This is a genomic window from Clostridium sp. HGF2, from assembly GCF_964240115.1.
Lineage (GTDB): Bacteria > Bacillota_I > Bacilli_A > Erysipelotrichales > Erysipelotrichaceae > Clostridium_AQ > Clostridium_AQ innocuum.
This window is the reverse complement of sequence record NZ_CAXSSO010000008.1, coordinates 123,131-147,054: the sequence shown is the minus strand read 5'-3', so window position 1 is coordinate 147,054 and position 23,924 is coordinate 123,131. Positions and strand designations below refer to the sequence as shown.

The 23,924-nt window shown below is 46.8% G+C and carries 25 protein-coding genes and 1 pseudogene; all 26 read right to left on the bottom strand.

The features are described from left to right. Positions 1-50: 50 nt before the first annotated feature. The 26 genes and pseudogenes from rseP to ACESPQ_RS14425 all read right to left on the bottom strand — a co-directional run bounded on the left by rseP (position 51) and on the right by ACESPQ_RS14425 (position 23,794). Positions 51-1,109: an RIP metalloprotease RseP gene (gene rseP / locus ACESPQ_RS14550; RefSeq protein ID WP_009589097.1), complete on the bottom strand. Its 1,059-nt coding sequence runs from the start codon at positions 1,107-1,109 to the stop codon at positions 51-53. Beyond that, complete coding sequence (gene dxr, locus ACESPQ_RS14545) at positions 1,106-2,272, bottom strand: 1-deoxy-D-xylulose-5-phosphate reductoisomerase (RefSeq protein WP_373144521.1); 1,167 nt, start codon at positions 2,270-2,272, stop codon at positions 1,106-1,108. Before dxr ends, rseP begins: the two co-directional genes overlap by 4 nt. Beyond that, the gene (locus ACESPQ_RS14540) at positions 2,269-3,042 is read right to left on the bottom strand and encodes a phosphatidate cytidylyltransferase (protein WP_002608936.1); all 774 of its coding nucleotides are present in this window, start codon (positions 3,040-3,042) and stop codon (positions 2,269-2,271) included. The genes dxr and ACESPQ_RS14540 overlap by 4 nt, the downstream gene beginning before the upstream one ends. Before the next feature lies 1 nt (position 3,043). After that, complete coding sequence (locus tag ACESPQ_RS14535; RefSeq protein ID WP_257379239.1) at positions 3,044-3,748, bottom strand: isoprenyl transferase; 705 nt, start codon at positions 3,746-3,748, stop codon at positions 3,044-3,046. Positions 3,749-3,919: 171 nt separating this feature from the next. Further along, the gene (frr, locus tag ACESPQ_RS14530; RefSeq protein ID WP_002608934.1) at positions 3,920-4,462 is read right to left on the bottom strand and encodes a ribosome recycling factor; all 543 of its coding nucleotides are present in this window, start codon (positions 4,460-4,462) and stop codon (positions 3,920-3,922) included. Between the two features lie 4 nt (positions 4,463-4,466). Further along, entirely contained in the window at positions 4,467-5,180 is a 714-nt protein-coding gene (pyrH, locus tag ACESPQ_RS14525) for a UMP kinase (protein WP_008817320.1), read from the bottom strand. 199 nt (positions 5,181-5,379) lie between these two features. Then, positions 5,380-6,267 carry a translation elongation factor Ts gene (tsf, locus tag ACESPQ_RS14520; protein ID WP_009269163.1) on the bottom strand — a complete coding sequence of 296 codons (888 nt, stop codon included), beginning with the start codon at positions 6,265-6,267 and terminating at the stop codon, positions 5,380-5,382. A gap of 309 nt (positions 6,268-6,576) precedes the next feature. Beyond that, positions 6,577-7,257, bottom strand: a pseudogene (gene rpsB / locus ACESPQ_RS14515) (30S ribosomal protein S2); the annotation flags it as partial. A 171-nt stretch (positions 7,258-7,428) separates the two neighbouring features. Then, entirely contained in the window at positions 7,429-8,337 is a 909-nt protein-coding gene (xerC, locus tag ACESPQ_RS14510; RefSeq protein ID WP_109770129.1) for a tyrosine recombinase XerC, read from the bottom strand. Continuing rightward, positions 8,337-9,635: a methylenetetrahydrofolate--tRNA-(uracil(54)-C(5))-methyltransferase (FADH(2)-oxidizing) TrmFO gene (gene trmFO / locus ACESPQ_RS14505; RefSeq protein WP_373144520.1), complete on the bottom strand. Its 1,299-nt coding sequence runs from the start codon at positions 9,633-9,635 to the stop codon at positions 8,337-8,339. The genes xerC and trmFO overlap by 1 nt, the downstream gene beginning before the upstream one ends. Continuing rightward, positions 9,632-11,878, bottom strand: coding sequence for a type I DNA topoisomerase (topA, locus tag ACESPQ_RS14500; RefSeq protein WP_118001840.1), 2,247 nt, complete (start codon positions 11,876-11,878; stop codon positions 9,632-9,634). The genes trmFO and topA overlap by 4 nt, the downstream gene beginning before the upstream one ends. A 70-nt stretch (positions 11,879-11,948) precedes the next feature. After that, positions 11,949-12,680 (bottom strand): DNA-processing protein DprA, encoded by a 732-nt coding sequence (gene dprA / locus ACESPQ_RS14495; protein ID WP_002608926.1) that lies wholly within the window; start codon positions 12,678-12,680, stop codon positions 11,949-11,951. Between the two features lie 114 nt (positions 12,681-12,794). Next, positions 12,795-13,742, bottom strand: coding sequence for an SPFH domain-containing protein (locus tag ACESPQ_RS14490; protein ID WP_373144519.1), 948 nt, complete (start codon positions 13,740-13,742; stop codon positions 12,795-12,797). A 19-nt stretch (positions 13,743-13,761) separates the two neighbouring features. Beyond that, positions 13,762-14,193 (bottom strand): NfeD family protein, encoded by a 432-nt coding sequence (locus ACESPQ_RS14485; RefSeq protein WP_002608924.1) that lies wholly within the window; start codon positions 14,191-14,193, stop codon positions 13,762-13,764. A gap of 7 nt (positions 14,194-14,200) precedes the next feature. Further along, entirely contained in the window at positions 14,201-14,578 is a 378-nt protein-coding gene (locus ACESPQ_RS14480) for a hypothetical protein (RefSeq protein ID WP_002608923.1), read from the bottom strand. 129 nt (positions 14,579-14,707) lie between these two features. Next, positions 14,708-15,331 carry a ribonuclease HII gene (locus ACESPQ_RS14475; protein WP_002608922.1) on the bottom strand — a complete coding sequence of 208 codons (624 nt, stop codon included), beginning with the start codon at positions 15,329-15,331 and terminating at the stop codon, positions 14,708-14,710. After that, on the bottom strand, positions 15,315-16,181 hold the full coding sequence (gene ylqF, locus ACESPQ_RS14470) for a ribosome biogenesis GTPase YlqF (protein WP_373144518.1): 867 nt from the start codon (positions 16,179-16,181) through the stop codon (positions 15,315-15,317). Before ylqF ends, ACESPQ_RS14475 begins: the two co-directional genes overlap by 17 nt. Then, the gene (lepB, locus tag ACESPQ_RS14465; RefSeq protein ID WP_373144517.1) at positions 16,171-16,764 is read right to left on the bottom strand and encodes a signal peptidase I; all 594 of its coding nucleotides are present in this window, start codon (positions 16,762-16,764) and stop codon (positions 16,171-16,173) included. The genes ylqF and lepB (ACESPQ_RS14465) overlap by 11 nt, the downstream gene beginning before the upstream one ends. Positions 16,765-16,767: 3 nt before the next feature. Further along, entirely contained in the window at positions 16,768-17,370 is a 603-nt protein-coding gene (lepB, locus tag ACESPQ_RS14460; RefSeq protein WP_002608919.1) for a signal peptidase I, read from the bottom strand. Between the two features lie 55 nt (positions 17,371-17,425). After that, entirely contained in the window at positions 17,426-17,773 is a 348-nt protein-coding gene (gene rplS, locus ACESPQ_RS14455) for a 50S ribosomal protein L19 (RefSeq protein ID WP_002608918.1), read from the bottom strand. A gap of 269 nt (positions 17,774-18,042) precedes the next feature. Beyond that, entirely contained in the window at positions 18,043-18,630 is a 588-nt protein-coding gene (locus tag ACESPQ_RS14450; protein WP_373144516.1) for a hypothetical protein, read from the bottom strand. A gap of 351 nt (positions 18,631-18,981) precedes the next feature. Next, a complete protein-coding gene (gene trmD, locus ACESPQ_RS14445; protein WP_373144515.1) occupies positions 18,982-19,719 on the bottom strand; it encodes a tRNA (guanosine(37)-N1)-methyltransferase TrmD in 738 nt (245 codons plus the stop codon). Then, entirely contained in the window at positions 19,716-20,219 is a 504-nt protein-coding gene (rimM, locus tag ACESPQ_RS14440) for a ribosome maturation factor RimM (RefSeq protein WP_109770144.1), read from the bottom strand. The genes trmD and rimM overlap by 4 nt, the downstream gene beginning before the upstream one ends. A gap of 36 nt (positions 20,220-20,255) precedes the next feature. Next, complete coding sequence (locus ACESPQ_RS14435) at positions 20,256-20,504, bottom strand: KH domain-containing protein (protein ID WP_002608914.1); 249 nt, start codon at positions 20,502-20,504, stop codon at positions 20,256-20,258. Between the two features lie 6 nt (positions 20,505-20,510). Continuing rightward, positions 20,511-20,783: a 30S ribosomal protein S16 gene (rpsP, locus tag ACESPQ_RS14430; RefSeq protein ID WP_002608913.1), complete on the bottom strand. Its 273-nt coding sequence runs from the start codon at positions 20,781-20,783 to the stop codon at positions 20,511-20,513. A gap of 332 nt (positions 20,784-21,115) precedes the next feature. Further along, entirely contained in the window at positions 21,116-23,794 is a 2,679-nt protein-coding gene (locus tag ACESPQ_RS14425; protein ID WP_373144514.1) for an Ig-like domain-containing protein, read from the bottom strand. Positions 23,795-23,924: the final 130 nt, after the last annotated feature.

Here is a 23,924-nt window from a genome sequence, read left to right as displayed (position 1 = left end):
AAGATAAAAGGAAGCAGAATTTTAACTGCTTCCTTTTACAATACGATATGTTAAAACAGACGCGATATATCATTCCAGGTTGCCAGAACCATAATACCGACAATCATCAGCAGACCGGCCATCATGATGGCACTTTGTATACGCTCGTTCAGCTTACGCCCGATGAGGGTTTCAATCAAAACGATAAAAATACGTCCACCATCCAGAATCGGTATCGGCAGCAGGTTGAAAATGCCGACGTTGACAGAAAGCAGTCCAATCAGTGCAATCGTTGACAGCAGACCGGTCTGCGTGATCTGGGCCGTTACCTGATAGATACCGACAGGCCCGCTCAGATTTTTCAAGCCGACACCCTGTACCAGCTTTCCAAGGGATTCAAAAATAGTCGTTACTGAATCCACCATTTTTTCTGTACCGTATGGTATGGATTCCAGCAGTGAAATCTCTTTGATTTCATTTTGCTGAAGAACCCCGAGAATATACTTACTTTCATCCTTGACATACGTTGGTGTGAAATGCAGCGTTACCTGCTTCCCATCCCGCAATACGGTAAATTCCGTATCACCATTATAATACTGGATAAATTCTACAACATCGTTGAAGGTCTTCGGCTCCAGAACCTCATTACCGTTCTTCACACGGATGATTTCATCCCCGGCCTTCATTCCACCCTTCTCTGCTGCGGAATTCTCCTGTACAGAGGCAACCAGTGCCTTTCCCGGGACACTGACAGCACCCTGATACGCGGTAATGCCGATAAACAGCACCCACGCCAGCAGGACATTCATGACAGCTCCTGCCGCCATAACAACGATCTGCTTCCACGGCTTGATGCCGTTTAATGTGCGCTCATATGGAATATCCAGTTCCTCTGCCTCATCATCATCCTCTTCTCCGGCCATCGCCACAAAGCCGCCAATCGGAAGAGCACGGATGGACCATGCAGTTTCACCGACCTGCTTCTGATAAACAACAGGGCCCATACCGATGGAAAATTCCTTGCAGTAGACACCGAAACGCTTGGCAGCAATCAGATGTCCCAGCTCATGAACGATAATGATAACACTCAGAATCAGAATAAAATAAATAATATTTACTATATTGCTCATACCGTACACATTCCTCCTTTCCACGCCCTGTGCACGAATTCCCGTGCCCAGGCATCACTCTCTATAACCTCTTCCAGAGAAGGATGCGCGATGTATGCAGCAGCTTCCACTGCCTTTATAATATAGCGCTCGATGTCCAGAAAACCGATTTTCCCATCGAGGAACAACGCAACGGCCTCCTCATCCGCACCATTCATAACTGCGCCCAGGTTTCCTTCTTTTCTGCCAACCGCAAAGGCCAGCTTCAGCAGAGGATAGCGCTCCTCGCTGGCAGGCGTAAAATGAAGTGCAAAGGTCCGCTGAAAGTCAAACGGCTCGGCATTTTTCATTTCCAGACGGGAGGGATACGATAATGCATACTGAATTGGCAGGCGCATGTCTGCTGTTCCCAGCTGTGCCATGATTGCATGGTCACGATACTGCACCATGGAATGGATGATACTCTCGCGATGGATCACCACATCGATTGCATCGTAAGGAATATCAAACAGATAATGTGCTTCGATCACCTCAAAGCCCTTGTTCATCATGGTAGCGGAATCAATGGTAATGCGTCCGCCCATGTCCCAGTTGGGATGCTGCAGGGCCTCCTTTACGGTGACATCCGCAAGCTCAGCACGGCTGCGGTCACGAAAGCTTCCCCCGCTTGCCGTAATAATCAGCTTATCGACCTCTTTCAGCGCATTCCCCTGCAGGCACTGGAAGATTGCGGAATGCTCGGAGTCAATGGGATACAGCGCAACCGGATGCTCTTTTAGGGCACGCTTTACCAGCGGTCCCCCGGCAACCAGACTCTCCTTGTTGGCAAGGGCTACCGTCTTGTCATGCTCAATGGCTGTCAGTGTCGGTACAAGTCCGCGAAAGCCGACGACCGCATTCACCAGAACATCGTAATCCGTATTTGCGGCAAGCTGCTTCAGTCCGGCATCGCCAAAGCAGAAGGAATGGCTGGGATAGCGTTTCTGCATATCCTCCATATCCGCTTCCTGCGCCACGCAGACTTGACGCACCTTTGGCAGGGCATCCAATATCTCTGCCAGCTTTTTCATGTTATAGCCGACACTTAATCCTATGATTTCAAATTCAGAACTATGATGCTTTACCACATCCAGAGTCTGGGTGCCAATACTTCCGCTGGCACCAAGCAGCATTATTTTTTTCATAACATCAACACCACCAGTATCAAATCAAAACAAATAAAATTAAAGACAAGAGAATCCACCCGATCCAGCACACCGCCATGTCCAGGCAGCAGATCGGAAAAATCCTTAATACCGAAGTTGCGCTTAATAGCGCTGAACGCAAGATCACCAATCTGTCCGGTCACCGTCAGAATTGCGGAAGCAATCATCATCTGAAGCGGCGTCATCGTATCGATCATAAACCAGGCAAAGGCAAAGGATAACAGAGCGCCGAAAAGCCACCCGCCAATGGAGCCCTCCCATGTCTTTTTTGGAGAAATACGTACATTCAGCTTATGCTTCCCTAAAAACCGTCCGCAGAAATACGCAGCGGTATCACACGCATAGGTGGCGATGATGATAAACCACACATACATGCGATTGGTTCCGTAAATATGCAGAAAGCAGCGTGCGATTGCAAAGAAGAACGTCACATAGGCAATACACAGGAAGCCATCCTTGGCATGAAAGCGATCTGTGAATACCGGTATGGATAAAAAGATAAGTGCTGAGACACCAAGCAAGGCAACATGCAGCCGTTCATCGCTTAAAACCAGTACAAAGACTGCCACAATCGCAAGTGTCTTGATTCCCAGAGGCCATTTTGCATCCTGTTCCTTTAGATTCAGCAGCTCAATGCCGCCTGCAACAATAATAAACGCAATCAGCAGATCAATCAGCCAGCCGCCGTATACCAGTGGCGGGACTACGCAGAGGATGATCAGCAGCGCTGTAATAATCCTGGTCTTCATATTACAGACCTCCAAATCTGCGGTTTCTGTGATTAAATTCATCGATGGCTCTATTCAGCTCCTCCTGTGAGAAATCCGGCCAGGCCACCGGTGTGAATATAAGCTCCGCATAGGCCAGCTGCCAAAGCAGAAAATTGCTGATACGCAGCTCTCCACTCGTGCGGATCATCAAATCCAGCTCCGGCATATCCGCTGTCATCATATAGCTGCCAAAAGCATCCTCGTCGATTTCCGGGCTCACCTTCCCCTGCTGTACATCCTGTGCATATCTCTGCGCGGCCAATGTGATTTCACGGCGGGAACCGTAATTGACAGCCAGACAGAGAATCAGCCCCGTGTTCTCCTGCGTCTGCTCAACGGCTGTGGTAATGACACGGCGTGTCTCATCCGGGAAGCGTTCGATTTCCCCGAGAAAGGTTACCTTGATATTATTCTTTTTCAGCTCTGCCAGATAGCGGTTAAAAAAAAGCTTCGGAAGCTTGCACAGATAATCAACCTCATCCTGCGGACGTTTCCAGTTCTCCGTGGAAAACGCATAGCAGGTCAGTGCTTTCACTCCCATCGTATTGCATGCTATGGCGATTTTTCTTATATTTTCCGCTCCCTGCTTATGTCCGGCAGTTCTCGGCAGACCTCGTTTCTTAGCCCAGCGTCCATTTCCATCCATGATGATGGCAATGTGCTGCGGTATGACTCTTGTATCCATAAGGATCCATCCTCCTACAATCATTATCGCGTGTTCATCAGAACAGAATTATTATACCATACTTTCCATGAACTACCATACTTTTACAGCTATACAGCTGAATTTGATTCCCTTTTTTTACATATGGCACAAGAAAAGAGATGCTGCTTGCCAGACATCTCCTGTATGTGTTTAAACCTTCATGATTTCCTTTGCTTTTGTATCCACAGCAGAATCAATGGACTTTCCGATTTTATCCGTCAGCTTCTGGATTTTCTCCTGTGCATCCTTCTTCAGATCCTCTGTCAGCTCTTTATCCTTCTTCACTGCATCATTTGCATCACGACGGATATTACGGATAGCGATTTTTGCTTCCTCTCCCATTTTATGAGCGGATTTTGCCAGCTCCTTACGGCGCTCCTCTGTCAGCGCTGGAACATTAAGACGAATAACTTCTCCATCACTCTGTGGAACAAGACCGGTATCGCTTGTCTGAATCGCACGTTCAATGTCCTTCAGCGTACCGCGGTCATACGGTTTGATGACAAGCTGACGTCCCTCAACAACCTTAACGGATGCCACCTGATTGATCGGTGTCGGACTTCCATAATATTCAAACTGCACATGGTCAAGCAGAGATGCGTGTGCTATACCGGTACGAATCGTTTTCAGATCCTCCTCCAGTACGGCTACTGCCTTCTTCATTTTTTCTTCCGCATGATTTAAGATTTCCATAGTATTACTTCCTTTCCTTTGTGATAACGGTTCCCGTAATATCCCCCTGTACAGCCTTCAGGATATTGCCGTGCTCATTCATATTGAACACCACCAGATCGATGTCATTGTCCATGCACATGCTGGTAGCTGTCGTATCCATGACAGCCAGCCCCTCCTGAATTAGGTCCATATACGTAAGCGTGTCATATTTTACTGCATCCGGATTGGTCTTCGGATCTGCGTTGTATACACCGTCCACGCCGTTTTTTGCCATCAGAATCACATCGGCTCCGATTTCGCTCGCACGAAGAGCTGCTGTGGTATCCGTTGAGAAATATGGATTCCCTGTTCCGGCACCGAAAATTACAACACGGCTTTTTTCCAGATGACGGTTTGCACGACGCACAATAAACGGTTCAGCAACCTTCTGCATTTCAATCGCTGTCTGTACACGGGTAGGAACACCTTCCTGCTCCAGCGCACTCTGTACTGCCAGTGCATTGATTACAGTTGCCAGCATCCCCATATAGTCTGCCTGCACACGTTCGATGCCCATGGTTTCCGCCATCTTGCCGCGGATGAAATTTCCCCCGCCGACAACGATTGCCAGATCCACACCAAGCTCATGCACCTGTTTCAGTTCCTTTGCCAGGGAAGCAAGAATTTTGGGATCAAAGGAATTCCCCGGAGAGGACAATGCTTCTCCGCTTAATTTCAGCAATACTCGTTTGTACATAATTACGTCCACCTTTATCATTTTTTCGTATGTATGGATTATGAAATCCTTTCGTTCTTATTATAAAGAAAAAGCTTTCAAAAAGGAAGAGGAATGTGCTGTTTTTTTCCATTTTATAAATGTTGTCACAAGCACACCCGTCTGCTTCTCTGTATTTGTTTACGTTACCTTTCCTTAAAAAAAGGACACAAAGAGTGTCCTATTTACCAAATGCCTGGCTCATTACTTCTTCAGCAAAGTTATCTTCACGTTTTTCGATTCCTTCACCTACTGCGTAACGAATAAAGCTTGCGACAGTAGAAGCATGTTCCTTCAGATACTGTCCTACCTTCTGGTCAGGATTCAGGAAAAATTCCTGTTCAACCAGACAAGCGTCCTTCAGATTCTTGGAAACCTTTCCTTCGATGATTCCGGCAAGAACCTTTTCCGGTTTGCTGGCCAGCTTCTCATCGTTTTTCACGATTTCAGTCTGTACCTTACGCTCGTGTTCAACAACCTCAACCGGCATGTCATCACGAGAGACATACTGCGGATTCATACTTGCAATCTGCATTGCCATATCCTTAGCGACTTTTTCATCCGCACCCTTTAATACAGCCAGCGCAGAAATCTTTCCGCCCATGTGCATGTAGGAAGCAAATACTTCATCGTCCGCCTTTTCAACTACAGCCATACGGCGCAGAGAGATTTTTTCTCCGATCGTGGCTGTCGCAGTTGTTACCAGATCCGCAATGGTTTCACCGTTCACCGTGCAAGCCAGTGCAGCATCCAGATCCGCAGGCTTGTTGGCAATCAGTGCATTCTTAACTGTTTCCAGCAGCTCCAGGAACTGTTCGTTCTTTGCAACGAAGTCCGTTTCAGAGTTTACCTCGAAAATAACTCCGGTGTTGCCTTCCACACCAACGCGTGTCAGACCTTCTGCAGCGATACGGTCGTTCTTCTTGGCAGCCTTTGCAATACCCTTTTCACGCAGCCAGTCGATAGACTTTGCGATGTCGCCATCACACTCTGTCAGAGCCTTTTTGCAGTCCATCATTCCTGCGCCTGTTTTTTCACGTAATTCTTTTACTAATGCAGCAGTGATCATGATCTTTCCTCCATTTATATTCTTATGTTTTTCTGATTATTCAGCAGTCTTAGGTGCTTCACTTCTTGCGGAATCGTTATTCGCCGGTCTGCTGTCTGCAGCAGGTCGTACGTTTTCACGTCTCTGGTAAGGAGCCTTTGCATTGCGTCCGTTACGGTTACGGTCATAAGGACGACGGTTACGACGTTCCTCGTTTCTCTGACGACGACGTCTTTCGTTTTCTGCAATCTGCTCTTCCACATTGATGATAACATCCTTCATCGTTACATCGTTTTCGTTCTCATCAATATTGTGAGCAACGCTTAACAGACCACCCTTAGCTTCTACAATAGCATCTGCCATCAGAGTTGTAATCAGTTTTACGGAACGGATTGCATCATCATTGGAAGCAATCGGGTAATCGACTGTTTCAGGGTCACAGTTTGTATCCACCATTGCAAATACAGGGATTCCCAGCTTCTTAGCCTCTGCAACAGCATTGTGTTCTTCTTTTGGATCAATAACGAAGATTGCGTTTGGCAGCTTCTTCATTTCCTTGATTCCGCCCAGGAAGTTTTCCAGACGAGCCTTCTGCTTCTTCACCTGTGCGATTTCTTTCTTAGGGTACAGGTCCAGTGTTCCGTTTGCTTCCATCTCTTCGATTTCAACAAGACGTTTTACACGTTTCTGAATCGTACGGTAGTTTGTTAACAGACCACCCAGCCATCTCTGATTTACAAAGAAGCTTCCGGAGCGAAGCGCTTCCTCAACAACCACAGCCTGTGCCTGTTTCTTCGTACCTACGAACAGTACCTTTCCGCCTTTTTCAGCGATATCTTTCATTGCCGCATATGCAGTGTCCAGCTGTTCCAGAGTTTTCTCCAGATTGATGATGTAAACACCGTTTCTGCTTGCATAGATGTTTGGTTTCATTTTTGGGTTCCATCTGCGAGTCTGATGACCGAAATGTACACCAGATTCCAATAATTTTCTCATTGTTACTACTGACATGATATATCCTCACTTTCCGTTACGCCTCCATCACTTCCACGCGGCAGCAACTTGTCATTGACGCATACACTGCGTCTCGAAGCACGGGCTGCCGAATCCATGATGTGTGTAGTGTGCGTGTTCGCACCGTTGTTTATTATATCACATTCATTGTTCTTTTCAATAGTTTTTTTACTTTTCTTGTGCACGCGGGTGTGCATGCGTATAGGCCTTCTTCAGCCGCTCCTGTGTCACATGGACATATACCTGCGTTGTCGATAGCGATGCGTGTCCCAGCAGCTCCTGTACCACACGCAGGTCAGCACCGTTATCCAAAAGATGCGTCGCAAAGGAATGCCGGAACATATGCGGATGCACATGCACGGAAAGCGAGCAGGTATCAGCGGCCAGCTGCATGCGGTACTGTATGCCGCGCGTGGTCAGCCCCTTCCCCCGCTGATTGATGAACACGACATCGTGTTCCTCCTTCATCCATTGCGGACGCACCTCCTGAAGGTAGTGCTCCAGCAACTCTCCTGCCAGCGCATAAAAGGGAACAATGCGCTGCTTGTTTCCCTTACCGTGTATGGTGAGGATGCGATCGTGCAGATCGATATCGTATAACCGAAGGGAGGCCGCTTCACTGACCCGCAGACCGCAGGCATACATCAGCTCAAACATCGCACGATCCCGCAGTCCGTCCGGCGTGTCCAGATCAAAGCTGCTCAAAAAGGTATCCATTTCATCATAAAACAGAAACTCCGGTATCCGCTTGGCGCGCTTCGGTGTCTTAAAATACAGAAACGGATTCTGCGTGATTCCCACATATTCATTCAGATAGCGGTAAAAGGAACGAAGGGAGGACAGCTTGCGGGCAATCGTGGAATTTTTCATTTCTCCGCTGACCCCGGGCTTCTCACGCAAAGAGGCAATGTAGTTCATGACGATGATGCGATCTGCATCCTGCAGCTCCTCAATTCCCTCTTCCTGCAAAAAAGAGATAAACTCGCGTATATCTCTTTGGTAGGCGGCGCGTGTATGCACACTGCCGCTGTTGAGGGAATCCATGTACTGCAGAAACCGCGCAAGCAGTTCCTCCATCAGTCAAACTCCTTTTTGTATGTATCGATTACGGATAGCGCCTGATTGGCAAATGCCTCCTTGCGTTCCTTCTTCTTTACCTTTTCCAACAGACGCATAATTCCGAAGTTGGCATTCATCGGCTGAAAATAGCGCTCGCTGGCATGAGTGATGTAGTGCGCCATCGATCCGATGACACACGTATCCGGCAGCTCCACGACTGCTTTCTCACGCATGAGGTTGGCCATATTCATCCCAGCCAGAAGTCCGCTGGCCGCACTTTCGACATAGCCCTCCACGCCGCACAGCTGACCGGCAAAGAACAGATTATCCCGCTGGACATGCTGATAGGTGGGGCGCAGAACCTTCGGTGCACACAGATAGGAGTTGCGGTGCATGACACCATAGCGCACAATGGAAACATTCTCTAAGCCGGGAATCATGGACAGCAGACGCTTCTGCTCCCCCCATTTTAAATGCGTCTGAAAGCCGACGATATTATACAGACTTGCCACGGCATTATCCTGACGCAGCTGGACAACCGCATACGGTGTCGTTCCATCCGGACGCTCCAGTCCAACCGGCTTCATCGGCCCAAACAGCAGCGTCTGCCGTCCGCGGCGTGCCATTTCCTCAAACGGCATACAGCCTTCAAAGTAGGTTTCATCCTCAAACTCGTGCAGCTGTGCGGTTTCCGCATGAATCAGCTCCTCGTAAAAGGCATCAAATTCCTCCCTGCTCATCGCACAGTTGATATAGGCAGCCTCTCCCTTATCATAACGGGATTTGATATATGCCTTAGAAAAATCAATGCTGTCCTTTTCAATGATCGGGGCGGCCGCATCATAGAAATGGAAATAATCCGCATGGGTGTATTCCTGTATGGCTTTGCTTAATGCATCGCTTGTCAGCGGACCGCTGGCAATGATGCAGGGACCATCGGGAATCTGTGTTACCTCTTCCTGTATGACCTCAATCAGCGGATGCTGTTTCAGCTGTTCTGTAATACGCCGGGAAAAGGCCTGACGATCCACTGCCAGCGCACTGCCGGCCGGAACCCGTGTGGCATCCGCACTCTCCATGATGATGGAATCCAGATGCCGCATTTCCTCTTTCAAAATCCCAACCGCATTGTTCAGGGAATCCGAGCGAAGGGAATTGGAGCACACAAGCTCCGCAAAGTTTTCACTGTGGTGTGCCGGTGAGGACGTTTTCGGCCGCATTTCCACAAGCCGTACCGGAATCTTGCGCTTTACCAGCTGCCACGCCGCCTCACAGCCTGCCAGACCGGCTCCGACAACGGTTACCTTATCCATCATGATTCACTGCCTTCTGCCTCTGCTTCCACAGCCTTCTTCACGGGTTTCTTCACTGCCTTTTTCACAACCTTCTTGGTCGTTTTCTTGGCAGCTGCCTTTTTCTTCGGTGCTGCCTTATCATCCCCTTCCGCTTTTTCCTTCTTCGGTTCCTTTTTGATATAGCGGCATTTCGGATAATTGCTGCAGCCGATAAAGGTCGTACCGAAACGGGATTTTCTTCTTACCAGCTCATGACCGCAGTCCGGACACATTTCTCCGGTAGGCTCCGGTTCTTCCTTCGTCTTGTTGCTTTTGATATATTTACATTCCGGGTAATTGCTGCAGGCAAGGAAGGAGCCGTAGCGTCCTTTTTTCGTCACCATCTTGCTTCCGCATTTCGGGCAGACCTCCTCCACAGCATTTTCATCCTCATCCTCACCTTTGGTATAGCGGCATTCCGGAAAGTTGATGCAGGAGATAAATTTACCGAAACGCCCGATGCGATACACCAGGTCGTTCCCGCAGTCCGGACATTTTTCTCCGGTGCGCTCCAGCTCCTTCTTTTCCATATTCTCATATGCATTCTGCAGCAGCGGTTCAAATTCATTATAGAAGGTACGAACCTCTTCAATATTGTTTCGCTCTCCTGCCGCAATCTCGTCCAGGTGATGCTCCATATTCGCCGTATAGGATACGTTGATGATGCCGCTGAAGAATTCCTGCAGCTTGGTGTCGGTCAGCTCGCCCTGTTCACTGGGGATGAAGACCTTCGTCTTACTGCCCTCACTTGGGCGCTCCAAAGAGACATAGCCGCGGGCCTGCAGTGTATCAATGATGATTGCATAGGTGGACGGACGTCCGATTCCCTTTTCCTCCAGATCCTTGATCAGGCGGGCCTCACTGTAGCGAAGCGGCGGCTCGGTGAAGTGCTGCTTACCTTCCAGCTCAACATCCTTGAGCGTTTCCTGTTCTTCCATGATTGGCAGCATTTCATCCTTAACAGTTTCATAATCGCTGTAGATTTTCAGATAACCGTCAAAGGTAAGAATGGAGCCGTTGGCACTGAACTCACAGCCATCGGATACGATCTGTACATTGACCACATTGCTTTTGCTTGGCGCCATTAAGGATGCCAGCGTTCTGGCATAAATCAGCTTGTACAGCTTATACTGATCATTTGTCAGATATTCCTTGACTCTTGCCGGCGTATTCAGAATACTCGTCGGACGAATGGCCTCATGCGCATCCTGTGCATTTTCACTGTTTTTCTGACGGGCACGTCCCTTGTAGTCCTTCCCATAGGTTTCTTCGATATAGCTTTCCGCATCCTTGACAAACTGATCACTCAGTCGTGTGGAATCGGTACGCATATAGGAAATAAGACCCTCGCTGACTCCTCCCGCAAGCGGAAGTCCCTCATACAGCTTCTGTGCAATCTGCATGGTTTTCTTTGCTCCAAAGCCCAGCTTGGTGCTTGCCTCCTGCTGCAGGGTGGAGGTGATGAACGGCATTCTCGCTTCTTTCTTGCGTACCTTCTTTTCAATGCTGCTGACAATGAAGTCATGACAGCAGCGCTCGATGACCGCATTGACCTCCTCCTGCGTTTTCAGGTCAGCCTTCTTGCCGTCGATCTTGTTTAAGGATGCGCTGAACGTCTTTCCATCCTTTTCAATATTGGCAGCCAGTGTCCAGTATTCCTCACTCTTAAACGCGCGGATTTCATTTTCCCGTTCAACGATCAGGCGCAGTGCCACCGACTGCACACGGCCTGCGGATTTGCTTTTTATTTTACTCTGTAACAGCTTGGACAGCTTAAAGCCGATGATGCGGTCCAGCATACGCCGTGCCTCCTGGGATTTCACCAGGTCCTGATCAATCGTACGCGGATGCTCAAACGCCTCCACCACTGCATGTTTTGTGATTTCGTTGAAGATGATACGGTTTTCTTCTTCCATATTCAAATCCAGCACATTTGCCAGATGCCAGGCAATCGCCTCTCCCTCACGGTCGGGGTCACTTGCCAGATATACATGATCGCTTTTTTTCGCGAGGTCCTTCAGCTCCTTAACGACTGCGCGTTTGTCACTGCTGACCTTGTAGGTCGGCTCGAAATCATTCTCAACATCGATTCCCAGACCACCCTTGCCGCTTGTCGCAAGATCACGTATATGTCCTTTGGATGAAACAACATGATAGTCGCCACCCAGGTATTTTTCTATGGTTTTGGATTTGGAAGGGGATTCCACAATAACCAGATTTTTCATGTTATGCCTCCTAGCAATTAAATATACGTCTCCTATTATTCGCACAAATTCCTGTTTTGTCAAACATTTTTTAAAAAATAAGGCGCAGATCGTCCTCATCCACAAGGATATTTGCCCCCTGTGAGATCAATAGATTGCAGCCGGTTCCGGCCTCATCCAGATAAGCATGAGGCACACAGTAAACAGGAATATCCAGCTCCAGCGCCTCATTTACCGTCAGCAGCGAACCACTTCTTCGACGAGCCTCCACAACGATAACGGCCTCACTCAATGCGGCGATAATCCGATTTCGCCATGGAAAGTGGTACGCATAGGGCTTTGTTCCGTTTGGATACTCACTGATAATCAGCTGCTTTTTTATCATAACAGCATACAGGGACGCATGCTCCTTTGGATATACGACATCCAGACCACAGCCAATTACTGCAATCGTATGCTGATCCAGTGCACTGCGATGCGCCTGTCCATCAATTCCCCTGGCAAGACCGGACACGATGACGAAGCGCTCTTTCATACAATCGGTAATACGCGCACAGTTTCTTAGCCCCGCAGCACTCGCCTGCCGACTGCCGACAATACCGCAGCCCGGTTTCTGAAGCAGTGTCATGTCACCCTCATAAAACAATATCCACGGCGGACAGGCAAGCCTTCGCAGCTTGTCGGGATAGGCCTGATCAGCAATCGTCACATAGCTTCCCTCATACGCCATCCGTGTCCAGGGCTCCTGCCTGTCCAGCGCAAGCTTCATCTTTTTCCAGTCGCCTTCATAGCGCAGTGCATAGCACAATAGTTGTTCTCTCATAATATCACCTCATATGTATATACGAAATGAACATCAAAAACTCCTAAAAAAAACAGGAATTTTTTCCTGCTTTTCATGAAAAACATCTGTGCTAAGGTACTCCGCGTGTCTCACTCAGCCCTTTTTCGGCTTAATGACTTCTTTCAGCGCATCCTTCGCTGCATCATCTACCAGAATTTCTCTGGCACTTGTCAGGAAGGAAGCCATATTCTGCATTTCGCTTGGCACAACAATCTTGGTCGCTTTGCCATCCGCCATTTTCTCATAGGTTTCCAGACTCTTCAGACTCAGATATTCCTTCGTCGGGTTGGCATTCTTAATCATTTCAATACCACGGGCCTGTGCTTCATAAATACGCTCCATTGCACGTGCCTGTCCTTCCGCTTCCGCAATCATTGCTTCCTTCTTTGCATTAGCACGCAGCACCATCGCTTCCTTTTCACCCTCGGCAGTCAGGATATTGCTTCGTTTTTCACCCTCTGCACGAAGGATGGATTCACGTCGTTCACGCTCTGCACGCATCTGCTTTTCCATCGCTTCCTGAATATCGCGCGGCGGGATGATGTTTTTAACCTCTACACGGTTCACCTTAATGCCCCATGGATCTGTTGCTTCATCCAGAATCGCACGCATCTTCGTATTGATAATATCACGGGAGGTCAGCGTTTCATCCAGCTCCAGATCACCGATGATATTACGCAGTGTGGTCGCTGTTAAATTTTCAATCGCGGTGATCGGTCCTACAACACCATACGTATACAGCTTTGGATCGGTAATCTGAAAATATACAACCGTGTCAATCTGCATGGTTACATTATCCTTGGTAATAACCGGCTGCGGAGCAAAATCCTTCACAACCTCCTTCAATGTCACCTTATTCGAAACACGATCCACAAAAGGAACCAGAATATGAATTCCTGTGTTCCAAGTTGTATGATAGGCACCCAGTCGTTCAACGACATATGCCTTTGCCTGCGGCACGATACGGATGAGGTAGGCAAACAGCCCAACCAGAATCAGCGCAACTACAACAAGCAGTATAATCTGAAATACACTCATCATCATTACCTTCTTTCTTTTTCTATCTTTCGCTTACTCTTTTTACAAGTAACTTAGCACCTTCAATAGCGACAACCTTGACCTTTGCACCTTCCTCGATGGAATCATCATCCACAGGAACCGCATGCCACATTGTCCCGTTCACCTTGACCTCGCCCCATTCATCCTTTGTCACAAGACTGGTTACCTGCGCAATCTCACCGATAAAGCGATCGGCATTGGTAGGCACCGTATTCCCACGCAGATAACGTGAGGCTATCGGACGCACAATCAGCATACTGGCAAGTGAAACAACAACAAAGCATACAATCTGCACCCACAGCGGAAGATTGATCAAAGCCGTCAGCGCTCCGATTACACCTCCCACGGCAAACCATATGGAAATCAATGCAGTAGGTGTCGCCAGTTCAACCAGAACCGCGCCTACGCTAATGGCAATCCAGATCAGTACCATAATCCATTCACCCCTTATCTGCAGCCAGCTCATGGAGATCTGCAATCAGCATATTCTCCGTTTCATCATAGGCCGCGTTGATTTTCAGTCCGTTGATCGGCTGATTGATCATACCGGAAATCTCCTCAATGATCATTTTGTTGCTGATTCTTGCATATCCTTTTCCAACAGACACCTTATGCAGCTGATCCATAGATACCAGATGCAGATCGATTTCCCGTTTTGTAACGGGACGTATTCCTAATTTCAGGCTATCCTTATCCAGTCCGATCATGGCCCAGCGCACATCCTCAAAATAAGAGGCAGCGCTGCTGTTCAAGGTAATGTTATTCGGATACAGTGTCAATACAAGCGTATATACATTGCCTTTTACCCATGTAAACATCCTGCCACCGCCTTTCCTGTTCCTTATCCATAGTATAGTACGGTTTCTCTTATTTTGCAATACATTTTTATACACTTCTTATTTTTCTTATTATTTTTTACAAAAATTAAAAAAAGCAGCCTTCACTGCTTAAATATCCAGCACCAGCTGCCGCATGGCAGCTACCGGACCATAGCTTTCCCGATACAGCCCTGTAATCACACCATAGGTATGCAGTGCCTCTATATGAGCCTTTGTCGGATAGCCCTTGTGACGCGCAAAGCCATATTGCGGATACTGCCGGTCATACGCTTCCATCATACAATCCCGTGTAACCTTGGCCAAAATGCTTGCGGCTGCAATACTGACGCTTTTCTGATCTCCCTTAACAAGGGAAATCACATCCCGCTCATTATGAGGAAGCGGCATGGCATCCGTTAAAATACCGTCCGCATGTGCAAACATATCGCTTATATCCTGCATCGCCCTCTGGGTCGCACGATAAATATTCAATTCATCGATAATCTTCGGCTCGATGATACGTATATGATATTCCAGCGCCTGCGCAACCACCTCATGGAAAAGGGCTCTTCGCTTCTTATCGCTCAGCTTCTTGGAGTCGTAAATTTCCGGATGGGAATACCCTGGTGGAAAGGCAACGGCCGCAACGACAAGAGGTCCGGCAATGGGACCTCTGCCTGCTTCATCGATGCCTACAATGCAGCGCTTTCCCTGCTGCCACCATACCTGTTCATACTCATTCGCTGTCTGCATACGGCATCTCCCACGTAATTCTTCCCAGCTTGTCATCCCGCAGCTCCCGCAGGAAAGCTTCAATGGTACGCTTCTCATCCATTTCACCCTTGCGCATAAAGCCGCGCTTTTCTGCAATTCGCTCCAGCATGATATAGGGATCCTCACACACGGCAATATCATAGCGCTGCTGCAGCGCCTCTTTATGGTTCGCAATCAGATACCGCATCGCCCAGGCCGCAATCTCCTCCAGCGGGAGGATTTCATCACGTATCGCTCCCGTGATAGCCAGCAGAACGCCAACGGTTTCATCCTCGAATTTCGGCCACAGCACCCCCGGAGTATCGAGCAGCTCCAGATTCTGGTTCACCTTCGACCACTGCAGTGCCCTTGTCACACCCGGGCGATCTCCGGTGACAGCCACCTTTTTTTTGGATATCCGGTTGATAAAAGTGGATTTACCGACATTCGGTACGCCGACTACCATTGCGCGGATGGCACGCGGACGGATGCCTCTTCGCTTCATACGCTCGATTTTCGCCTGCATGAGCAGACGGCTTTCTTCCACGATTCCGGGTATGATATTCTCCTTCAGAATATCCAGTGCCACAACGCGTGTGGTTTCATTTTGCAACGCACTGCACCACAGCTTTGTCGCCGCAGCATCCGCCTTATCCTTTTTGGAAAGTACGATCAGCCGCGGCTTGTTCTGACACAGCTCCTCAATCATCGGATTCTTGCTGGCACTTGGAATGCGGGCATCCCGCAGCTCGATCACCATGTCCACCATGTTCAGCTTTTCCTGCATTTCCCGCTTCGCCTTGGTCATATGACCCGGGAACCATTGAATGCGTATTTTATCATCCGCCATTGCCTACATACCTCGCTTTCGAAAATGGCTGGTAAACAAACACCCCTCTGGCGATGATCTGTTCCCGCTGAAACGGCCCTACAGCATCATTTCTTGAATCCAGAGATTCATTACGGTTATCACCAACCAGCAGATATTCATTCTTCCCCAGCTTTTTTGATGTATAATCCTGTGTAAAATAAAGCTTATTCGCACTTTTTTTCACCTGATCCACATACTTCTTATCCAGAAACGGTTCCTCCATCGCCTTTCCATCCACGTACAGCACATCCTCACGGTAGCTAATCGTTTCTCCAGGCAACCCGATGACACGCTTGACCCACAAATCATCACTTCGATATTCTCTGGCAACAACCACATCAAAGCGCTTAATTTCACCGACATAGTTTGCTGCCATATTGATGATTACCGACTCACCTTCCACCAGCGTGGGATACATGGAGGTGCCTCTGACTTCCTCCTTGCGTGCCACAAAGACCAGAATGACCATTGCCGCCACTACAGTGATCAGAATCAGTCGGGCAAAGTCAAGGATAGTATATACAATGTCCAGATTGCTTCTGGTTCTTTTGTTTTTGTTCATATCTTATTCCGCCACTCTCATTTTATTAAACGGCAGCACAATGAAAAAATCCACTGCCTTGATATCACCGCGCTTGAAGGCCCCCATTTCGCGGGAGTCCTTGCTTGCATAGCGATTGTCCCCCATCAGATAATATTCGTCCTCTCCCAGCTGCACCTCATCAAAATCCTCTGTGAATTTATAATTTTCCGTCAACCGGATACTATCCGCATAATCATTGTCAAGATAAGGCTCCTGAATAGCTGTATCATTGATGTATACCGTATCCCCACTGGCGCGGATCCGCTCACCGGGCAGACCGATGACACGCTTCACCCAATAGGTATGCGTCTTCTTCTTGTCATAGACAATCACGATATCACCGCGCTTGATTTCCTGAAAATGACCGGAAAACGCATTGCCAAATCCGAATTCACCCGTTTTCAGCGTCGGATACATACTGCCTCCCTGTACACGCAGCGGCCGCACAAGATAATTGGCTGTTAGATACACCAGCACAAAACAGACAAGGAATATTTTCAGCAATGAAAACAGGTTGGAAAAAATCACGCCTGCCAGTGATTCGTGTTCTTCCAGTCTGTGTCTGTCCTTCTCCTGCTTCTGCATCGTACACCCTCCAGCCTAAAATAAAAAGTCGAGCAAGACCCGACTTTTTTCCAGCTTAACGAACTTCTTTAATACGAGAAGCCTTACCAGAACGTCCGCGTAAGTAGAATAATTTGTTTCTTCTAACCTTACCGTTACGTACAACTTCGATTTTTTCAACAATTGGAGAGTGAATCGGGAATGTTCTTTCTACACCGATCTGGTTAGAGATTTTACGAACAGTGAATACTTCGTTGATTCCTCCACCCTGCTTTGCGATAACCAATCCTTCAAATACCTGAATACGGGATTTGTCACCCTCTTTGATCTTAACGTGTACTCGAACGGTACTACCTGATTTAAAGAATGGGACATCTTTCTTCAATTGTGATTTTGTTACTTCATTTACTAACTGCATGTTCATAATAATGGCGCTCCTTTTCTATTCATCATAACGTAGAGGCTCTTGAATCATACTGTTCAGCGGAACCGCGTGCCATAAAGGCTTATATATGATATCACAGATCTGGGATATTTGTAAATACTTTTTCATCCATTTTTTTACAGCGGTAAAGAAGAAGTCGTTTTCAGAAAGGTCGGGTCCTTTCTGCTATTATCATACCATTTTCACCAACTAAAAAAAAGGAGAATGCCGAATTTTACAAAGAAAATCCGAACTGCTCTCCTCCATTTTCAGCCTGCGCTATCCAGCGTTTCCAAATAGGCGAGCATTTGCGAAATATCCTCTGCAATCATCGTCCGTTTACTGCGTTCAATCTGCAGATTTTTTCCGGTCATAATATAGGAAGGAAACAAACGGATATCTCCATCCATCCAGATGCTGCTGCGCAGCCTGTAGGTGGAACCGGCAGGAATGCGCGCTGTATGATTACGCCTGGCAATCATGGTATGCACGCGTATCGCAACATCCCCCATCAGCATAATCACACGCAGATTTTCAAACAGCTTCAGCTCTTCCTCCAGAATGACAGAGCTTTCCTGCAGCTGCTGTTTGGTAAAGCCTTCCCTTGGTTTTGGCAGCTTGCAGGCATTGGTTACGTAAATCCCCCGCGTAAGCAGATGAGCAGGTTCTGAATCTGAAAAAAACGAGCGCAATGATACAGCATATTCACCATCCGTATTCCCATAAAAATCATCTTCATTCCTTAATGGTGCACATTCATTCACCATTACCACACGTATGTGTTCAGGCAGTATCTCTATGTCATTCATAGCCAGCGCCGTATGGGAATACTGTTCCAGATAGCTCTTCATATTCATTTTGAATCTCTCCTTTTCCCAAAGTATAGCACACCTTCATCGACAGCGTATTGTCATATTCCAAAAAAGGCTAATACAGACCGTATAGGACTGATGGCCTTCATTATGTATTTCTAACTAGTCTTATACTTATCTCCGACATATTTTACCATTGAGATACAAATCCCAGACAAGCTGTCATGATTATTACTTATCAATATAGTGTATGATAATACAGCACGTATCGATCTGTTTCAGTAACTAGCAGTGTTTATTTAAACAGACGCCTTATCTGATACCAATCGTTTTACACGTACTTATACTGCAGCAGATAGAACCAAGTAGTATTGTAAAAAGGCAAAGGACTTCCTTTTATCCTTCACCTTGTTCCTTCTCAGCTTCAATTTCATCCAGCAGCTTCCGTTCTTCTTTTGTATACTCACGATTTTTCAATAAATCCGGACGTTTCTCCATCGTCTTCTTCAACGATTCCTTTAGCCGCCATTTACGGATATTGGCATGATGACCACTCAGTAAAACATCGGGTACCCGCATTCCCTCAAATTCGATGGGACGGGTAAATTGCGGATACTCCAGCAGACCGTTTTCAAAAGAATCATCGCTGTGACTTTCTTCTTTAATAACGTGATCCAGCAGTCGTATGACTGCATCGGAAATCACCAGCGCAGCACCTTCTCCTCCGGTCAATACAAAATCCCCAAGAGATACCTCCATATCCACAAAGGAACGAATGCGCTCGTCAAAGCCCTCATAGTGTCCGCAAAGAATGATCAGATGCTTGATTTCGGAGGCAAAGCGGTGAGCCAGCTTTTGATCAAAGCGATTCCCCTGCGGTGTCATCATAATGACAAAGGAATCCTCACTGCGCACCGATTTCAGACAGTCAACGATTGGCTGGCAGGAAAGCACCATCCCCTGTCCGCCGCCGCACGGTGTATCGTCCACATGATTGTGGCGGTCTAACGTAAACGCCCGAAAATCCACCGTTTCAAATTCCACAAGCTGCTGCTCCAGTGCCCGCTTGATTATGGATGTGGAACGAAAGCTGTCAAAAAACTCAGGAAACAGTGTCAGCACTGTTATCTTCATACAAGCCCCTCCATCAGCTCCACCTTCATCACCTTGTTTTTACGATCAAACTCCTTGACAAAGGCTCTGACAAAAGGAATCAGAATATCCTTATCCTTCGTTTTGACACGCAGGATTGCGTTGGCTCCGGTTTCTATGATTTCGCTAACTGTCCCCAGTTGTACCCCCTCCATATCATAGACCACGGCATCCTGTAATTCGTGAAAGTACGCTTCAAATTCATCCAGCTCCTGCAGCTCCTCTTCCCGTATGGTCAGCATGCTGCCCTTCCAGCCTTCCACCTGATTGATATCATCATAGCCTTCAAATTTGACAAGCAGCTGTCCCTTGCTTTCCCGTACATGCTGTATCTTCAGGTCCAACTGTCCCTGTGCCAGCTGCAGATGCACAACTGCCCCCTTTTGAAATCGTAGCTGCGGAAAATCCGTAAGCACCTTGACCTTCATTTCACCGCGAAGACCATGTGTATTCACAAGCATACCGATATTGATTTCTTTCATATATCCTACCTCCAAAAAAAGGATGCGAAAGGCATCCTAATATGATTCAAACTTAATGGTAACTCTTTTATCCTCTTTCCTTGATGCCACAGACATCATCTGACGAATAGAAGAAGCCATCATGCCACGACGTCCGATCAGGCGGGCAACATCATCGCTGTTGGCATATACGTACAACAGAATTTCATTATCCTCCAGTGTCGGCATCATTTTGACAGATACATTGGTCTTATCCTCAACCATCGGTGTTACAAGATCCAACAATACTTTTTCGTAATCGATCATACTCTTTTACTTAGCGTTTTTTTCTTCGTGCAGACGTTTCATAATTCCTTCTTTAGAAAGAATGTTACGAACAGTATCAGAAGGCTGTGCTCCTTCTTTCAGCCACTTTGTAGCCAGTTCTTCGTTCAGCACTACGCTTGCAGGATTTGTTGTTGGATTATAAGTACCGATGATTTCGATAAAACGTCCATCTCTAGGTGCGCGGGAATCCGCAGCGACAATTCTGTAGAAAGGTTTTCTCTTGGAACCCATTCTCTTTAATCTTAATTTTACAGCCATATAATTTCCTCCTATTGGTTATTTTCTTAGCATTACCTTGATAAGTATACCATAGATTATCCGTCTGTCAAGGTTTTTTACTTGACACCCTTGTTTTTTTTGTGACTATGTTATATTCTTTGAATTTTCTCTGTCAAGATAATTGATAAAAGCGTAGAAGTTAGTAGCAGTCTCTGATGATCCTTTTCTGGTTGCTGAATATTTAATGAACGGCATCTGCATACAGACACTGCTGCCATGCAGTGGCAGCTTTAAAGACACTAAGGATGCATCACTTCTCCTGTAAACAGACAACAAGCAGCATGTGCATCAGTTGTCTAATCATCAATTTATTACTCCGCACCCTTTTTGTGTTTTTTTCGAAGGACAACTGCCATAAGAAGTACGGTAAGCGCAGCCGCTGACAGCCATAAGGCTTCATTTTGCATATCGGCGGTGCTGACAGCAGCAACTTTCTTTTTTACCGGTTTCTCTGTTTTTTCATGTGTAGAGGATGGTTGCTTCGCGTCTGTAACCGGATGCTCTGGTTGAGTGTTCGGCTGCTTGGGTTCCTCGGGCTGCTCATGTGGCTGCTTCGGCTTTTCTATTGGTTCATTGCCCGCATCCACCTTCTTTTCTGCAACCAGTGCATATAATGAAAACTGATCGGTGGAAAAGGTCATAGTTCCATCCGCATTGGTATGCAATGGGATTTTGGTGATGTTACCGTTATGCAGCCGCACCATATAATAGCTTGTATCCTGTTGTGCTGTTCCCTTAGACAATACAACAGCATAGGAAATCGGCTGTTTCAGCTGCTTAATTTCTCCCAATAAGGCTCCATCATCGCTCACAAGGTGGAAGCTGAAGTCAAAATATTGCAGGGCGGAATGCTGAGCGTCCGTTATATTTGAAAGATACTCCTGTATTATACGCAGATCCGCTGCATCAATTTCCTCTTCTCCAAGCACCTCTGCATTTGCTGTCAGCTGGATAGCTTTTCCTTCATTCATTGCCTGTAAAACGGCAGTTCTAGTTGTTTCATCAAGGACATCCGAAGCAATTTCTCTTCCTTCCGCTATTTCAGAAAGGATATTATCAACTGTACTTTCAATGATATCCTGTGATTTTTCATCCATAATACCTGCTTGACTTGTGCTGGACGGCCTTGATGGATCTAGCGGCTCAATATTCGCTTCCTTGACTTCATAGACAGACACATCACAGGTCGCAGTCACATGATCGATGGTGGCAGTAATGGTACTGGTTCCATTTGCAACTGCTGAAATACTGCCATCCGCATGCACAACAGCAACATCTTCATTCGAGGATGTCCATATGATTTTCTGTGAATCCGCATCTGCAGGAAGTATCTCCGCTTGCAGCGTATGCGTATCCCCCTTTTTCATCAGCAAGTTTTTCTGCATATTGATTTTCTGTACCGGATTCGGCTTTTCAACGGTTACTGTTATGGTTTTCTGTGCATACAGCTTCGTACCGAATCCATACATGGTCACTGTGACCTCTGCATTTCCTTTTTTATCCTTACTGCTCAAGCAGCCGTTGCTGTCAACCTCTACAATACTCTCGTCACTGGAGGTCCATTCAATCTTATTATAGTAAATAGATTCCCCTTCCGGCAGCACACTGATTTGCAGCTGCTTCAGCGAGCCGGGCTCCATTACAACGTTATCCATATCAATATCAATGACCTTACCCTCCGCTTCCTGTGTATAAATCACACCTGATTTGGGGTCCGTGATTTTTCCGCTAATCTTTGCCATCCCACTCTTCTTCGCTACATAATAAGCTGCATCCTGACGTTGTTCGACAGCAATAATACGTTCATCAGCGCTGCTCCACTGTACGGCAGGCTTATCAAAATCCTGATCCAGCATCACTATGGTTGCGCTCAGCATTTTCTCTTTGTCCGTTCCGCTGTTGTAAAGCGTGGAAATAGAAAACCGAAAGTCTCCAATGCTTTGCTGTGTTACATTCATATGCTCATCACAAACAGATTTCACAGTGACATTTGCATACGTACCTCCAGAAATCACCTTGTATGGATACACCTCGTTCCAGTAATTCGCCGAAAGATCAATCGCGCCTTTTTTTAAATTACAGCGTGTCGCAAAGCCTGCAGAGCCTGGCAATTCTTTTTCTCTTGCAATATAATTTTGATTCACTTGTACCGGTACTGCCACCGGGGTACTTCCCTTGGGAAGGTAAATCCCATCTCCCTGGCTTCCCTGTGCACCTGTCCCGGCGATTCCATCCTTATTCCAATTGAAAATATGATTTTCTGTTATTGAAAGCAGTTCTTTCACTGTCATGCTTCCCAGCTGAATTGCAGTGTGATTGACATTTCCTATATAATTTCCGGATATATACATCGCACGAACTGGAAGCGTTGAATATACACCGTTTGACGCATAGCCTTCTTCCCCGATATTATCTATATAGTTGTTTTTTAAATTCACAGTATCGAGATACTCATCAGAACCACAATTGATATGTATCGCAGAAATGCTCTTATCTGTGATATTTGTTATCACATTATTCACAATTCTTATTGACCCGCTCGATATGATTGGAGCACCCCATCCAACGATATTGATTCCCTTGCCATGCAGTGTCAATCCATTGATTTCCAAGGAGTCATCCTCTAAAAGACCGTTTACCTCTATACCACCGGTCAGGATGGTTTCCTCGCTGCTTCTGACACCACCGTTGCTATAGGCACTGACATCAGCACTTGCCCCTTTCAGTATAATCGTCCGAGAAGAAGTATTTGATATTTTCAGCGGCTCGCTATAAGTCCCTGCAGGAATTTGTATTATAGCGTCTTCTCCGGCAGCAACAGCATCTATCGCAGCTTGAATAGTATCATAGTTTTCTTTAGAAGCTTGTTTTAACAATACGATTTTCTTATCAGCAGCATGAATAAATCCCAAATCCTGAACCGAAAGAAACAGAAAGGCTGACAGCATTACTGTCATTGCCAGCTTTACAGCATGAACACATCTTTTCATTACAGTACCTCCCTTTTATTTCACAAGGTATACAATTGGAGACATCCATAAAACCTTAGAATAATAGCTGTAAATTGATGTCTGTACAGCTGTTTTATTAAAAAAAGCACAGATATTGGAATGTCTCATA